The 16,196-nt window shown below is 74.7% G+C and carries 8 protein-coding genes; 6 read left to right on the top strand and 2 right to left on the bottom strand.

Annotated elements, in window-relative coordinates; genetic code table 11:
• The first annotated feature begins 32 nt into the window (after positions 1-32).
• The 3 genes from IG86_RS0111535 (at position 33) to moeZ (ending at position 3,031) form a co-directional block, all read left to right on the top strand.
• Complete coding sequence (locus tag IG86_RS0111535) at positions 33-1,046, top strand: NAD-dependent epimerase/dehydratase (RefSeq protein WP_030896595.1); 1,014 nt, start codon at positions 33-35, stop codon at positions 1,044-1,046.
• Positions 1,034-1,789, top strand: a complete 756-nt coding sequence (locus tag IG86_RS0111530) for a spherulation-specific family 4 protein (RefSeq protein ID WP_030831041.1) — start codon at positions 1,034-1,036, stop codon at positions 1,787-1,789. The genes IG86_RS0111535 and IG86_RS0111530 overlap by 13 nt, the downstream gene beginning before the upstream one ends.
• Positions 1,790-1,852: 63 nt before the next feature.
• Positions 1,853-3,031: an adenylyltransferase/sulfurtransferase MoeZ gene (gene moeZ / locus IG86_RS0111525; protein ID WP_030831043.1), complete on the top strand. Its 1,179-nt coding sequence runs from the start codon at positions 1,853-1,855 to the stop codon at positions 3,029-3,031.
• Positions 3,032-3,145: 114 nt separating this feature from the next.
• On the opposite strand, the gene IG86_RS0111520 is transcribed toward moeZ, so the two are convergent.
• Positions 3,146-4,750: an alpha/beta hydrolase gene (locus IG86_RS0111520; RefSeq protein WP_045936630.1), complete on the bottom strand. Its 1,605-nt coding sequence runs from the start codon at positions 4,748-4,750 to the stop codon at positions 3,146-3,148.
• A 223-nt stretch (positions 4,751-4,973) separates the two neighbouring features.
• Complete coding sequence (locus IG86_RS0111515) at positions 4,974-7,796, bottom strand: lysylphosphatidylglycerol synthase transmembrane domain-containing protein (RefSeq protein WP_420894079.1); 2,823 nt, start codon at positions 7,794-7,796, stop codon at positions 4,974-4,976.
• A 167-nt stretch (positions 7,797-7,963) separates the two neighbouring features.
• On the opposite strand from IG86_RS0111515, the gene IG86_RS0111510 reads away from it, so the two are divergent.
• The 3 genes from IG86_RS0111510 (at position 7,964) to IG86_RS0111500 (ending at position 16,193) form a co-directional block, all read left to right on the top strand.
• Positions 7,964-8,344, top strand: coding sequence for an MGMT family protein (locus tag IG86_RS0111510; protein ID WP_037942271.1), 381 nt, complete (start codon positions 7,964-7,966; stop codon positions 8,342-8,344).
• Between the two features lie 246 nt (positions 8,345-8,590).
• On the top strand, positions 8,591-12,118 hold the full coding sequence (locus IG86_RS0111505; protein WP_030896587.1) for an ATP-dependent helicase: 3,528 nt from the start codon (positions 8,591-8,593) through the stop codon (positions 12,116-12,118).
• Positions 12,119-12,212: 94 nt separating this feature from the next.
• Complete coding sequence (locus IG86_RS0111500) at positions 12,213-16,193, top strand: UvrD-helicase domain-containing protein (protein ID WP_030831054.1); 3,981 nt, start codon at positions 12,213-12,215, stop codon at positions 16,191-16,193.
• Positions 16,194-16,196: the final 3 nt, after the last annotated feature.

Genomic DNA, 16,196 nt, shown 5'->3' with positions numbered 1-16,196 from the left:
ACCGGCCAGCCAACCGACCAAGGGGTCTCGCGATGAGGGTGCTGCTGATCGGAGCCAACGGATACCTCGGCCGCTACGTCGCCGACCGGCTGCTCGCCGACCCCGCCGTCCAGCTCACCGCGCTCGGCCGTGGCGACGACGCCGACGTCCGCTTCGACCTCGCCACCGGCAGCCCCGGAGCGCTCACGCGCTTCCTCGACGCCGTCCACCCGGGCGTCGTCATCAACTGCGCCGGAGCCACCCGGGGCGGGGCCCGCGAACTCACCCGGCACAACACCGTCGCCGTCGCGACGATCTGCGAGTCGCTGCGCCGCAGCGGCTGCGGGGCCCGGCTCGTCCAGCTCGGCTGCGCCGCCGAGTACGGGCCCAGCCAGCCCGGATCCTCCACGGCCGAGGACGCCGTCCCGAGACCCGGCGGACCATACGGCGTCAGCAAACTGGCCGCCACCGAACTGGTGCTGGGCTCAGGGCTCGACGCCGTCGTCCTGCGGATCTTCTCGCCCGTCGGCCCGGGCACCCCCGCCGGGTCCCCGCTCGGCCGGCTCGCCGAGGCCATGCGCCGCGCCATGCAGTCCGGTGACGGCGAGCTCAAGCTCAGCGGGCTCGGCGTGCAGCGCGACTTCGTCGACGTACGGGACGTGGCGCGGGCCGTGCACGCCGCTTCCCTGTCCGCCGCCCAGGGCGTGGTGAACATCGGCACCGGCCGTGCCGTCCGGCTGCGTGACGCGGCCGCCGTCCTGGCCCGGGTCGCCGGGTACGGAGGGGCCCTGCACGAGCTCGACGTACCGCACGGCGGGCCCCAGCAGGCGCACGGTCACCCCGGCCGCCCGCCGGCCGGGCTCACCTCGATCGGGTCCCCCCGCTCCGAGGCCACCGCCGAGCAGCTCGCCGCCACGGCCCCCCAGCCGTACCCGTACCCGGACGGCTGCGGGGCCTGGCAGCAGGCCGACGTGCGTACCGCCCGCGACCGGCTCGGCTGGCGGCCCCGGATCAACCTGGAGGAATCCCTCGCGGACATCTGGATGGAGGCGGCGTGCCGCATCTGACCACTCCGCCGGGGGCCCTGACGGCGGCCGCGACCGGGGCCGGCCGCCTCGGACTGGGCATTCCCGGCTACGCGCACCCGCTGCTCGCCCCCGTGGAATGGGCCGAACTGACCCGCCCCGGCACCCCGCTGCACTGGGCCGTGCTGAACGTCGCCGACGGCCCGGGCGGGCGGCCCGATCCGCACTGCACGGAAGCGGCCGCGAAGCTGCACGCCGCGGGTGGCACGGTCCTCGGCCATCTCGCGATGCGGGACGGATCGCGGTCCTTCGGGGAGCTGGTCTCCGACGCCCACCGCTTCCGGGACTGGTACGGGGTCGGCGGCTTCTACCTCGCCGGGGCCCCGGCGGACAAGGCGGAGCTGGCCTCGGTGCGCCGCGTCGCCGACTCCCTGCGGGGCCTGGGGCAGGACCTGCGGATCGTGCTCGGGCACGGCACGCACCCCTACGAGGGCTACGCGGACGCCGCCGACCAGCTGGTCACCTTCTCCGGGGCCTGGGCCGACTACCGCTGGTCGCAGGTGGCGGAGTGGACGGCCGAACATCCGCCGGAGCGGTTCTGCCACCTGGTCCACGGGGTGCCGCGCACGCACCTGGAGGAGGCGATGCGGATCGCCCGCTGGCAGGGCGCCGGCACCATCTGGTTCACCGACCGCCGCGCCGTCGGGGACCGGGACCCGTGGGCCTCCATGCCCGGGTACTGGGACGAAATCGTCTCACGTATCGGAACAGGTGTCTTGGAATGAAGACGGGCGTGGCAGTGTTACGGAGAGAACCACCGTTAAGTCGTAACCATCTACGGAGTCCCCGTGTCGCTGCCACCCCTGGTCGAGCCGGCTGCTGAGCTCACCGTTGACGAGGTCCGTCGGTACTCCCGCCACCTGATCATCCCCGACGTGGGGATGGACGGCCAGAAGCGCCTGAAGAACGCGAAGGTGCTGGCCGTGGGCGCGGGCGGCCTCGGCTCGCCCGCCCTCATGTACCTGGCCGCGGCCGGCGTCGGCACGCTGGGCATCGTGGAGTTCGACGAGGTCGACGAGTCGAACCTGCAGCGCCAGATCATCCACAGCCAGTCGGACATCGGCCGCTCCAAGGCCGAGTCCGCCCGCGACAGCGTGCTGGGCATCAACCCGTACGTGAACGTGGTCCTTCACGAAGAGCGGCTCGAGGCCGAGAACGTGATGGAGATCTTCAGCCAGTACGACCTCATCGTCGACGGCACGGACAACTTCGCCACGCGCTACCTCGTCAACGACGCCTGCGTGCTGCTGAACAAGCCGTACGTGTGGGGTTCGATCTACCGCTTCGACGGCCAGGCCTCGGTCTTCTGGTCCGAGCACGGCCCGTGCTACCGCTGCCTCTACCCGGAGCCCCCGCCGCCGGGCATGGTCCCGAGCTGCGCCGAGGGCGGCGTGCTGGGCGTGCTCTGCGCGTCCATCGGCTCCATCCAGGTCACCGAGGCCATCAAGGTCCTCACGGGCGTCGGCGAGCCTCTGGTCGGCCGTCTGATGATCTACGACGCCCTGGAGATGCAGTACCGCCAGGTCAAGGTCCGCAAGGACCCTGACTGCGCGGTCTGCGGTCCGAACGCCACCGTCAAGGAACTCATCGACTACGAGGCCTTCTGCGGCGTCGTGTCGGAGGAGGCCCAGGAGGCGGCCGCCGGCTCCACGATCACTCCCAAGCAGCTCAAGGAGTGGATCGACGCCGACGAGCAGATCGAGATCATCGACGTCCGCGAGGTCAACGAGTACGAGATCGTCTCGATCCCCGGCGCGAAGCTGATCCCCAAGGGCGAGTTCCTGATGGGCACGGCCCTGCAGGACCTGCCGCAGGACAAGCGCATCGTCTTGCACTGCAAGACGGGTGTCCGCAGTGCGGAAGTCCTCGCGGTCCTGAAGTCCGCGGGCTTCGCGGACGCGGTGCATGTCGGCGGCGGCGTGATCGGCTGGGTCCACCAGATCGAGCCCGAGAAGCCGGTCTACTGATCGCCCTCTGATGTCCCCGCAGGGGCCGTACCCGCGTGTTTCGCCGCGGGTACGGCCCCTGCGCGTTTCGCCGCGGGTACGGCCCCTGCGCGTTTCCCGGTTCCGAGATCCGGGTCAGGCGCCGAGGGGTTCCACCGGGGCCGACGGCTGGGCGGGAGGTTGTGAGGCGTCCGGGGCCGGGGTGCAGACGGTGTTCGCCGCGGGCACCTTCCCGTCCAGCAGGTAGGAGTTCACGGCTCCCTGCACGCACGGGTCGCCGCTGTTGTAGGCCCCGTGTCCCTCGCCCTTGTACGTGAGCTCCACGCCCACGCCGGGGCCGAGCCGTTCCACCATCTTGCGGGCGCCCTCGTACGGGGTGGCCGGGTCGCCCGTGTTGCCGATCACCAGGATCGGGTCGGCGCCGGGGGCGGAGACGTCCGGCGTCGACGCGGTTCCGGGCACCGGCCAGCCGGTGCAGCCCATCATGGCCCAGCCGAGGAAGTCCCCGAAGACCGGCGAGGCGGCACGGAAGTCGGGCAGCTTCGCCTTGGTCTGCTCCAGGGTGTAACGGTCCTTGGAGTCCACGCAGTTGATCGCGGTGTTGGCGGCGCCGATGTTGCTGTAGTCGCCGTTCTGGGAACGGCCGTTGAGGGCGTCCGACAGGGCCATCAGCAGCTGGCCCTGGCCGCCCTCGGCCTCGTCCAGGCCCTGCTCCAGCAGCGGCCAGAGCTCCTGCGAGTAGAGGGACTGGGCGATGCCGTTGGTCGCCGAGGACTCGGTCAGCATCCGGTCGCCGATCCCCGGGATGGGCTTGGCGGCCAGCTGCTTCTGGAGCTTGATGATGTTGTCCTCGATCTCCTTGGCGGTACTGCCCTGGAGCCGGCACTCGTCGCCCCGGTCCACGCAGTCCTGCGCGAAGTTGCCGAGGGCCAGCTGGAAGCCCTTGGCCTGGCCGAGGGCCCCCTGCTCGGAGGTCGCGGTCGGGTCGACGACGGCGTCGAAGACGGTCCGGCCGACCTTCTCCGGGAAGAGGTGGGCGTAGACCCCGCCCAGCTCGGTCCCGTAGGAGATCCCGAAGTAGTTGAGCTTCTCGTCGCCGAGGGCCTGGCGGATCCGGTCGAGGTCGCGGGCGGCGTTCTCGGTGCCGACGTACGGGAGCACCTTCCCCGACTTCGCCTCGCAGGCCCGCTGGTACTTGCGGGTGTTCTCCAGGTACGCCTTCTCCGCCTCGGGGGTGTCGGGGGAGGAGTTCGAGGCGTAGTAGGCGTCGAGCTGCTTGTCGTCCAGGCACAGGACGGGGGCGCTGCGGCCCACCCCGCGCGGGTCGAAGCTCACGAGGTCGTAGCGCTGGCGCAGGGCCTCGTACTCCTTGGCGGCGCCGGGCAGCGTGGTGATGCCGGACCCGCCGGGTCCGCCGAAGTTGAACACGAGAGACCCGAGGCGCTCTTTCTGGTTCCTCGCCTTCGCCCGGATCAGGGCGAGAGGAATCGTTTCTCCTTCGGGGTCGGCGTAGTCGAGCGGCACGTGGAGCGTGGCGCACTGCCAGTCCTTGGGCGGCGCCTGCCCGCCCCCCTCGGCCGCCGTCGGGGCCTCGCAGTCCCCCCACTTCAGAGGTGGCGCCCCCTCGGTGCCGCCCGCCTTGGGCGTCTTCTCCTCCCCGCTGTCGGAACAGCCACTGGTACCGGCCACCCCGGCCAGGAGAGCGACGGCGACGGCGACCCGCAGGAGGTGTTTGGGCATGTCACCATCCTGCGCGCGCCGGTCGGCCCCCGCCCGCGCGCTGACCCGTTCGGGTAAGAACGCACCCGGCGACGGCCTGCGGGGGCGTCCGGTACCGCCGGCCCACGCCCCGCACGGCCGCCGGAGCGGGAGCGGCCGCATCCGCCGCGGCCGGGCCGCCCGGCGGGGGCGGAAACCCAGGCCCGGGGCGGAGCACCCGGAAGCCCGCCGACCGGGCCGGAGGCTAGATGGCCTCCTTGCGGGTCAGGAAGTTGAACGAGATCCACCCCGGCAGGACCGGCAGCCAGAACGTCATCAGGCGGAACAGCAGCACCGCCGAGATGGCCACCTCCTTCTCCAGCCCGGCCGCGACCAGGCCCAGCGTCAGGGTGGCCTCCACCGCGCCCATGCCGCCGGGCGTCGGCGCGGCCGAACCGAGCGCGTTGCCCGCCAGGAACACCACCGCGATGCTCGCGTAGCTGATGGCCTCGCCGCCCCCGAACGCCCGGATCGAGGCGTCCAGGCACATCACGAAGCAGCCCGTCAGCAGCAGCATCCCGCCGATGCCGGTCACCAGCTTCTTCGGCCGCTGGAGCACGTCCAGCATGCGCGGCACCACGCCCGCGAACAGCGCCCGTACCCGCGTGACCACGAACTTCCGCATGAACGGGACCGCCGTCACCACCAGCACCAGGACCGCCACCGTCAGCAGACCCGCGATGACCGTCCGGGACGGGGTCATCTCCGGGGTCTTCTCGGTGCCGGTCAGATAGCCGAAGGACAGCAGCAGCAGGATGTGGCTGGCCAGACCGAACAGCTGCGAGGCGCCGACGCTCGCCACCGCGAGCCCCGGCCGGATCCCCGCCCGCTGCAGGAAGCGCGTGTTCAGGGCGACGCCGCCGACCGCCGCCGGCGCGACCAGCTTCACGAAGGACCCGGCCACCTGCGCGACCACGGTCCGCAGGAACGGCACCCGCTCGGGTACGAAGCCCAGCAGGCTCATGGCCGCCGCGACGTAGCTGAGCGCCGAGAAGGCCAGGGCCGCACCGACCCAGCCCCACTCCGCGTCCGCGACGGTCTCGGCGAGGGGGACGTGCGCGAGCTGCGTCAGCAGGAAGTACGCGCCGAAGGCGCCCGCGATGAACGAGACCAGCGTGCGCGGCCGGATCCGCTCCAGCCGCGCCGGCTCCACCGGCGCCTGCGGACGGATCAGCAGCACCTGCTGGCGGATCTGGCTGAGCAGGTCCTCCTCGCGGGCCCCGTCCAGGGCGTCGTCCAGGGCCTTCTTCTCGGCCTTGCGGTCCGCGGCGGAGACCGCCGCGGTCGTCCCCGGAGCCGCGGCCTCCGCCTCGCGCGCGGCCTTCGCCGCCCGCGAGGACTCCAGTACGGCCTCCCGCTCCCGCTCGGCCCGCTCCCGGGCCAGCTTGCGCAGCGTCCCCCGGGTGGAACGGCTCAGCGCGATCGGCTGGAGCAGCGGCAGGCAGCCCGCCACCGTGTCCGGGCCGAGCACCGAGACCGCCGAGGCCACCGCGCGTTCCGCGCCGACCCGCAGGCCGAGGGTGGCCAGCAGCTGCGCGACGTCCATCCGGAGCACCAGGTCGCCCGCGGCGATCTCCCCGCCCCGCAGGTCGGTGAGGATGACATTGCCGGAACGATCCACCACGAGCGCGTCCCCGGTGAGCCTGCGGTGGGCGATCCGCCGCGACTGCAGGGCGCGTACCTGCTCCCACGCGTTGCGGCTCAGCTCGTCGGTGATCTCCTCGTCGGGGAGGGAGTCCAGGGTCCGGCCGCCCAGGTGCTCGTACACGAGCATCACCGCGTCCGGCCCCAGCTCGGAGGTGGCGATCAGCTTCGGCGCGTTCGCCCCGGCCGCGATGGCCGCGTACGCGAGGAGCGCCTCCTGCTCCAGGGCCTGCCGCAGCGACTGCAGGCTGCGGCGGGTGGTGATGCCGCGCAGGGTGAGCCGGCGCCAGACCCGGTAGAAGAAGCCCTGGGCCTGCTGTTCCCGGTCGACGACGGTGACGTCGAGCGGAGGACCGTCCTCCAGGGTGACGTGGTAGCGCCGGCCGCGGTCGCCGGTCTCGGACGCCTCGGGACCCTCGGGCATCTCGGCGCGCATCGCGCTGACCGGCTGGAAGCCGACGCGGCGCAGCCCGGCGAGGAGGTGCTGCCCGGTGGGGCGCACGTTGGGGGAGCCGACGGCGTACAGGGTGCCGTAGGCCACGCTCCAGCCGATCAGCACGGTGAGGATGATCGAGAAGGGCGTGGTGTAGCCGTTGACCAGCATGGTGAGCGCGTTGAGCAGCAGGACGACCCACAGCGCGACGCGCCAGTGGGGCCTGCGGGTCATGCCGACCGCGGTCATGTACGCGATCACGGGCGCGAGGTAGCCGTGCACGGGATCGGTGAGGGCCCCGCCGCCGGCGGAACGGGTGAGGGCGTCCTGGATGGTGTCGGGGGCGGCCTGGGAGACCCACAGGTCGGTGGCCAGGGTGACGCCGTGCGCGAGGACGGCGGCGAGCACGCCGTCGGCGATGCGCAGCCCGTCGCGTTTGATCAGCCGCTCGATGGCGAAGGCGACGGGGAGCAGCAGCACCGCGATGCTGGAGACCAGCGCCGCGACCTTGATCAAGAGGTCCGGCGCCTGGCCGGTGCCCTTGCTGATGTCCTCCTCCAGGCCGACCGTGGTGCCGTGGGCGAAGGCGGCGATGCCGAGGAGCACGGCGATGCCGAGGATGCCGACGAGGAGGCGTACGAGGTCGGACGGCCGGTGCACGCGGGCGGCGAGCAGCGGTTCGTCGACCTCGACCTGGTCGGCGGCGGTCGGGGCATGGCCGTGCGGGGCCTCCGCGTCCTCCTCGCCGCCGGCGTCGTGACCTTCGCCGGTGTCGTCGCCGCCGCGGGTGCGGCCGGCCGGGAGGCCGGGCGCGAGGCCCGGCGCCGGGTCCGGCGCCGGGTCCGGCGCGAGGTCCGGCGCGAGGTCCTGGGGGCGGTTCTGCGGGCGGGAGGCGGGGCCGTCGTCAGGGCGCGCGCCGTCGTCCCCCGCCGCGCCTTCCGGAGGGCTCACACCCTGCTCCTTCGTCGTCACATCCGTCTCTTCTTGATCACGTATCACCAGTCACCGCCCGGAAGATGGTGGCACGGACCGAGGGGCCGCCGGGGCATCAGGGTGCGCGCCGGTCCGGAACCACAACTTCCACCGACGGGTGGCCGGCGTACTGCACCATGTGCTGAATGAGTGAGGAGCTGCCCGCGCACGCGGAGCGCGTACTGGAGGTCGTCGAGCGTATTCCGCCCGGCCGGGTGATGACATACGGGGACGTCGCCGAATGGCTCGGCGAGGGAGGACCGCGCCAAGTCGGGCGTGTCATGGCCCTGTACGGGGGAGCCGTGCCCTGGTGGCGCGTGGTGCGGGCGGACGGCATGCCGCTGCCCGGCCACGAGGCGCGCGCCCTGGAGCACTACCGGACGGAGTCCACCCCGCTGCGCCTGACGGCCGGCGGCGAACCGCGCCTGGACATGCGCCGGGCGCGCTGGGACGGGGACCCGGACCCCGGACGGGACCCCGGACGGGACCCCGGAGGGGACGGCGGGCGCGACGAGGCTCACACCTGACAGCTTCGGCCATGCGGCGCCGGGGCGGGCGATCGGGCGACCGTGCGAACGCCCGTCCGGGGTACCCGGGGGGACTGCGCGGGGCGCGCCGGTTGCCGTAGCGTTGCCTCTTCGGCTTCCGCGCGAGCCGGCACGGCAGCACCGCCACACCCCGCAGACCCACCAGGACCGGCACCTCACGTGATCACCTCTTCCTCCGACCGCACCGAACGGCGGCGTACGCGGACCCCCGACGCGTACCGCCTCGTGCGCACCGGGCCGGAACGGGTGGATCCCCCTGTGCTGGACGCAGCGCAGCGGGCGGTGGTTGACCACCCCGGCGGACCACTCCTGGTCCTGGCCGGACCGGGCACCGGGAAGACGACCACGCTGGTCGAGGCCGTCGCCGCCCGCGTGGAAGCGGGCACGGACCCCTCCCGGATCCTCATCCTCACCTTCAGCCGCAAGGCGGCGGTGGAACTGCGCGACCGGGCCGCCCTGAGGCTGGGCGGTGCCCGCGCCCCGCAGGCCACCACCTTCCACTCCTTCTGCTACGGCCTGGTCCGCGCACACCAGGACACCGACCTGTTCGCCGACCCGCTGCGGCTGCTGTCCGGCCCCGAGCAGGACGTGATGGTCCGCACCCTCCTGGAGGGCCAGCGCCGGATCCGCTCGATCCGCTGGCCGGACGACCTGCGGGCCGCGCTGACCACGCGCGGGTTCGCCGACGAAGTCCGGGCGGTCCTCGCCCGCGCCCGCGAGCTGGGCCTCGGCCCGCAGGCCCTCGCCGCCTTCGCGGACCGCATCGGCCGCCCCGACTGGAAGGCGGCGGCCGCCTTCCTCTCCGAGTACCTGGACGTCCTCGACATGCAGGGGACGCTGGACTACGCCGAGCTCCTGCACCGCGCGGTGCTCCTCGCCGAGCGCACCCCGTCGCTGGCCTCCGCCTACGACGCGATCTTCGTGGACGAGTACCAGGACACGGACGCCTCGCAGCTGCGGCTGCTGCGGGCCCTGACCGGGCGCGGCGGCACGCTGGTCGCCTTCGGCGACCCGGACCAGTCGATCTACGCCTTCCGCGGCGCCGACATCAACAACGTGCTGGACTTCGAGTCCGCCTTCCCGGGCGCGCGGGTCAGGGCCCTGACGGTGGGCCGCCGCTCGGGCGCGGCCATCCTGCAGGCGACCCGCCTCCTCACGACCCGCATGCCGCTGCCCCGCCTCCCCGCGGACGCGGTCCGCGCGCACCGCGCCCTGCAGGCCACGCGGGAGGGCGGCCGGGTGGAGGTCTTCACGTACCCGACGGCCGGCGCCGAGCTGGACAACATCGCCGACGTCCTGCGCCGGGCCCACCTTGAGGACGGCGTGCCCTGGCAGGACATGGCCGTCCTGGTCCGCGCCGGCGGCCGCACCCTCCCGCAGATGCGCCGCGCCCTCATCGCGTCCGGAGTCCCGGTCGAAACGGACGGCACGGACACCCCCCTCCGCCACGAACCGGCGGTGGCCCCCCTCCTGACCGCCCTCCGCCTGACGGCCACCCCGCCCGCCACCGCTCCGGCCGAGCCGGGCCCGGAACCGGACCCCGAACCGCAGGCCGCCCCCGCGCAGCCGCCCCCGGCCGACGGCCGGCCCGCATCTGCCGCAGCAGGCGAGTCCGGGCCGCAGGGGGACCACGCCCCGGAGCCCGGGGCCGAAGCCCTGCCCGCTGCCGCGGGCGGCCCCGGCGCCCAGGAGCCGACCCCGGCCGTCGCTGCCGTCGCAGGCGAGTCCGGCCCGGTGGCGGGCCGCGCCGCCCCGGCCGGGGGCGCGGGTCCCGCGTCGGCCGCCGCCGACCCGCAGGGTGACGTGGCTGCGGGCCTCGGGCCCGCGGACAGCGGCACGGGGTACGGGGCCGGCCCCGTAAGCCCCGCCGACCCGGCCGGAGGCGTGGAGGTGGAGGCGGCGCTGACCCTGCTCGCCTCCCCCCTCGGCGGCATGGACGCCGCCGACCTGCGGCGGCTCGGCCGCGCTCTGCGTGACGAGGAGCGCGCCGCAGGCGTCAAGGTGCCCGCGCCCTCCGACGTCCTGCTCGCCCGCGCCCTCGCCGAGCCCGAGCGCCTCACCGCCCACGACCCCGCCTACGCCCGCGGCGCGCAGCGCCTCGGCCTGCTCCTGCGCAAGGCCCGCGAGCTCCTCCAGGGCGGCGGCACCGCCGAAGAGGCCCTGTGGATCCTCTGGGACGGCACGCCCTGGCCGGACCGGCTGGAACGCCAGGCCCGCCGCGGCGGCGCGGCCGGCCGCAACGCCGACCGCGACCTCGACGCCGTCTGCGCCCTCTTCGACACCGCCGCCCGCGCCGAGGAACGCACCGGCGGCAGCGGCGCGCTCAACTTCCTCGAACAACTGGAGGCGGAGGACATCGCCGCCGACACGTTGACGGCCCGCACCACCCGCCCCGACGCCGTCCGGCTGATGACCGCCCACCGCTCCAAGGGACTGGAGTGGTCCCTGGTCGTCGTCGCGGGCGTCCAGGAGGGCCTGTGGCCCGACCTGCGCCGCCGCGGCTCCCTGCTGGAAGCCGACCGCATCGGCCGCGACGGCCTCGCCGAGCCCCTCACCCCCGGCGCCCTCCTCGCCGAGGAGCGCCGCCTCTTCTACGTCGCCGCCACCCGCGCCCGCGACCGTCTGGTCGTCACCGCCGTCAAGGCCCCCGCCGAGGACGGCGACCAGCCCTCCCGCCTGCTCACCGAGCTCGGCGTCACCCCGAAGGACGTCACCGGCCGGCCCCGCCGCCCCCTCGCCGTCCCCGCGCTCGTCGCCGAGCTGCGCGCCACCACCGTCGACCCGGACGCCTCGCCCGCCCTGCGCGACGCGGCCGCCCGCCGGCTGGCCCGCCTCGCCGCGCTCACCGACGACGAGGACCGCCCCCTGGTCCCCGCCGCGCACCCGCAGCGCTGGTGGGGCCTGTACGAGCCCACCCGCAGCAGCGTCCCGCTCCGCGACCGGGACCGGCCCCTCGCCCTCTCCGGCAGCGCCCTGGACCAGCTCGCCAACACCTGCTCCCTCCAGTGGTTCCTCGGCCGCGAGGTCAAGGCCGACGCACCGTCCACCGCCGCCCAGGGCTTCGGCAACGTCGTCCACGTCCTCGCCGACGAGGTCGCCTCCGGCCGCACCCCCGCCGACCTGGCCGTTCTCATGGAACGCCTCGACTCGGTCTGGGACGCCCTCGCCTTCGACGCCCCCTGGAAGTCAGCCCAGGAGAAGGAGAACGCCCGCGCCGCCCTCGAACGGTTCCTGCGCTGGCACACCACCGACCGCGGGGGCCGGGAGGCCGTGGCCACGGAGCACGAGTTCGACGTCACCCTCGAAGCCGGCGACGTAGCCGTCCGCATCCGCGGCTCCATGGACCGGGTCGAGGCGGACCCGCAGGGCCGCGCCTACGTCGTCGACTTCAAGACCGGGAAGTCGGCTCCCACCAAGGACGAGGTCGCCCGCCACCCCCAGCTCGCCGTCTACCAGCTCGCCGTCCGCGAGGGCGCCGTCGACGAGGTCTTCGACGGACAGCGCCCCGAAGCCGGCGGCGCCGAGCTGGTCCAGCTGCGCCAGGGCGCCGCGATCCGCGACGGCGGCGAAACGGTCCCCAAGGTCCAGGCCCAGGAGCCGCTCGACGGGGAGTGGGTCGGCGATCTGCTCGCGACCGCCGCCGGCCGGGTGCTGGACGAGCGGTTCGCGCCCGCCACCGGCCGCCACTGCGACCACTGCTCCTTCCGCAGCTCGTGCAGCGCCCGCCCGGAGGGCCGCCAGACCGTCGAGTGAGGTCGGGCCGGTCCCCTGAGCGGTCGGGCGGTCGTCCGGTGATCCGGTCGGCTGGGCGGTCGGGGCTGTCGGTGGGGGCGGCTAGCCTTTTTACGTGTCCGCGCGTGCGTCCGTACTGACCGATCCCGAGCAGCTCAAGGAGCTCCTCGGGATCCCCTTCACGCCCGAACAGATGGCCTGCGTCACCGCCCCGCCCGCCCCGCAGGTGATCGTCGCCGGTGCCGGATCCGGCAAGACCACCGTCATGGCCGCCCGCGTGGTCTGGCTCGTCGGCACCGGCACGGTCGCGCCCGAGCAGGTCCTCGGCCTCACCTTCACCAACAAGGCCGCCGGCGAACTGTCCGAGCGCGTACGCACCGCCCTGGCCCGGGCCGGCATCACCGACCCCGACCCCTCCCCGGCCGACGCCGCCGCGGCCGGCGGGGAGCCGCGCATCTCCACGTACCACGCCTTCGCCGGCCAGCTCCTCAAGGACCACGGCCTGCGCATCGGCCTGGAGCCCAGCTCCCGCCTCCTCGCCGACGCCACCCGCTTCCAGCTCGCCGCGAAGGTGCTGCGCGACGCCCCCGGCCCGTACCCCTCGCTCACCAAGTCCGTCCCCGACCTGGTCGGCGACCTCCTCGCGCTCGACGCGGAACTCTCCGAACACCTGGTCGACCCGCAGAGCCTGCGCCTCCACGACACCGCGCTGCTGGACGTGCTGGCCGGTACCCGGCTCACCAACGAGGACCTGCGCAAGGTCCCCGAGGCCGTGCGCGGCCGCCTCGAACTGCTGGAGCTCGTCGGCCGCTACCGCGCCGCCAAACGCTCCCGCGACCTGTTCGACTTCAGCGACCAGATAGCCCTCTCCGCGCAGCTCGCCACCACCCGGCCCGAGGTGGGCGCGCTGCTGCGCGAGGAGTTCCGGGTGGTCCTGCTCGACGAGTACCAGGACACCTCCGTCGCCCAGCGGCTGCTGCTGTCCGGCCTGTTCGGCGCGGGCACCGGCCACGCCGTCACCGCCGTCGGCGACCCGTGCCAGGCGATCTACGGCTGGCGCGGGGCCTCCGTGGCCAACCTCGACGACTTCCCCGAGCACTTCCCGCACGCCGACGGCACCCCCGCCACCCGGCTCTCCCTCAGCGAGAACCGGCGCAGCGGCGGCCGCCTCCTGGACCTGGCCAACGGCCTCGCCGCCCCGCTGCGCGCCATGCACGAGGGGGTGGAGGCGCTGCGTCCGGCGCCGGGCGCCGAGGGCGTCGGGCAGGTCCGCTGCGCCCTGCTGGAGACCCACGCGCAGGAGCTCGACTGGGTCGCCGACTCCGTCGCCCACCTGGTCCGCACGGGTACGGAGCCGCGCGAGATCGCCGTCCTGTGCCGGTCCGCCGGGGACTTCGCGCAGATCCAGGCCGTCCTGGTGGACCGGGACGTCCCGGTGGAGGTCGTCGGCCTGTCCGGGCTGCTGCACCTCCCCGAGGTCGCGGACCTCGTGGCCGTCTGCGAGGTCCTCCAGGACCCGGGTGCCAACGCCTCCCTCGTCCGGCTCCTCATCGGACCCCGCTGGCGGATCGGCGCCCGCGATCTGGCGCTCCTGGGCCGCCGGGCGCGGCTCCTGGTGGGCCGTACGCCGGCCGGGGCCGACCCCGACGAACGGCTCGCGGCGGCCGTGGAGGGCGTGGACCCGGCCGAGATCGTCTCCCTCGCCGACGCCCTGGAGACCTTCCTCGACGGCGCGGGCCAAACCCCGGACGACCTCCCCTTCTCCGCCGAGGCCCGGGTCCGCTTCGCACACCTCGCGCAGGAGCTCCGCGACCTGCGCAGGTCGCTCGCCGACCCGCTGATGGACGTCCTGCACCGGGTGCTGTCCGCCACCGGCCTCGAAGTGGAACTGTCCGCTTCCCCGCACGCGCTGGCGGCCCGCCGGCGCGAGACCCTGTCGAACTTCATGGACGTCGCCGCCGGTTTCGCCGCACTCGACGGGGAGGCCACGCTCCTGGCCTTCCTGGCGTTCCTGCGCACGGCCGCCCAGTACGAGAAGGGCCTCGACCACGCCCTGCCGGGCGGCGAGAACACGGTGAAGGTCCTCACCGCCCACAAGTCCAAGGGCCTGGAGTGGGACGTCGTGGTGGTCCCGGACCTGTGCGCGGGGTCCTTCCCGAAGGAGAAGGCACCCGAGGCCTGGACCTCCTACGCGAAGGTCCTCCCGTACGCGCTGCGCGGCGACGCCCCCACCCTGCCCGCGGACCCGGCGTGGACCTCGGCCGGCCTGAAGTCCTTCAAAGCCGCCCTCAAGCACCACAAGTCGGTGGAGGAGCTGCGCCTGGGCTACGTGACCTTCACCCGCCCCCGGTCCCTGCTGCTGGCCTCGGGCCACTGGTGGGGCCCCACCCAGAAGAGGCGCCGCGGCCCGTCGGAGTTCCTCACCGCCCTGTACGAGCACTGCGCGGCCGGTTCCGGCGAGATCGAGGCCTGGGCGGACGAGCCCGAACCGTCCGCCGAGAACCCGGCCCTCGCGGGTGAATCCGCCGCCGACCACTCCTGGCCCCTCCCGCTCGACCCGCACTCCCTCAAGCTGCGCCGCGAGGCGGCCGCGCTGGTGGAGTCATACCTGGCGACCCCGCCCCCGCCGGACCAGGACGACGCCTACCTCTGGCCCCCCGACTGCGAGGACCCCGCCTACGGCGACGAACCCTGGCCCCCGGACCCGGACGACCTCTGGTCCGCCGATCCGTGGCCGCCGGCCGACGCGCCTTCCGCGGCGCCCGCCGTCGAAGCCCACCCCCCGGCCGCGCGGGTCCCCGGCTCCGCCGACGGCCGGGAGACGGACGCGCCTTCCGCGGCGCCCCGCGTCGAAGCCCACCCCCCGGCCGCTGCCTCCGACGGCTGGGACACCGACGCGCTCTGGGGCGAGGGTGCCGCCACCCCGTGGCCGGGTGACGTCCCCGACCTCGCGGGCGGGCCGGCCGCGCCCGGAGCCGCGGGCCGGGCCCGAGCCGCCGACGGGACTGAGACCCCCGCCCCCCGGGGCGACGGCCCCTGGGACGACGCCGACCGGGCCCCCAGCCCCAGCCCCCGTCCCGACGGCCGACATGCCCTGCCCCACCCGCGCGGCGCGTGGGCCGACGAGGCCTGGGCCGCGGACCCGGTGGCGCAGCCGGGTATGCCCGGGCCCGTTTCCCCGGCCGGCCCGCAGGCCGACCCGGACCCCGCCCAGGGCGGAGCCGCGCGCGGCGCGTGGGCCGACGAGGCCTGGGCCGCCGACCCGGCGATGCGGACCGCCGTCCCCGCGGCCCAGCCGCACTCCGCGGCGCGGCCCGGCCCGCCCGACCCCGCCGGAGGCGTGCGGCTCACGCCCGAGGAGGCCCGGGCGATCGCCTCCTGGGACCGGGACCTCGACGCCCTGGAGGGCGAGCTCCGCCGTGCCCGCGCGGCCGTCCGCGACGTGGAGCTGCCCCCCGCCCTGTCGGCCAGCCAGCTGCTCCGGCTCGCCGCCGACGAGCAGGGCTTCGTACGCGACCTCGCCCGCCCCATGCCCAAGCCCCCGCAGCCCGCGGCCCGCCAGGGCACCCGCTTCCACGCCTGGGTCGAGTCCCGCTTCGACGAGCTCCCGCTCCCCTTCCTCGACGTCCTCGACCCCGTCGCAGACCTCCCCGGCGCCGCCGGCTCCGGCTCCGGCCAGGACATCGCCGACGAGGCCGACCTCGACGCCCTCAAGGCCGCCTTCGAGCGCAGCCCGTACGCCGACCGCCCGCCCCACCGCATGGAGGCCCCGGTACAGCTCACCCTCGCCGGCCGCGTCATCCGCGGCCGCATCGACGCCGTCTACAAGACCACCGACGCCGACGGCGACGACGCCTACGAGATCGTCGACTGGAAGACCGGGCGGACCACCGAGGCCGATCCGCTCCAGCTCGCCGTCTACCGGCTGGCCTGGGCCGAAGCCACGAACACCCCGCTCGACCGGGTCACCGCCGCCTTCCTGCACGTCCGCAGCGGCCGGGTGATCCGCCCCCGCAACCTCCCCGGCAGAGCCCGTCTTGAGCGGATCCTCCAAGGCGAATCGGGCACCGACGGTGACCACCAGGCGGACGGCTAGGCT

Origin of the sequence: Streptomyces virginiae (assembly GCF_000720455.1) — a bacterium.
In the GTDB taxonomy this organism is placed as follows: Bacteria; Actinomycetota; Actinomycetes; order Streptomycetales; family Streptomycetaceae; genus Streptomyces; species Streptomyces virginiae.
Note: the sequence above shows the minus strand (reverse complement) of the source record. Positions and strands in the feature narration are given on the sequence as shown.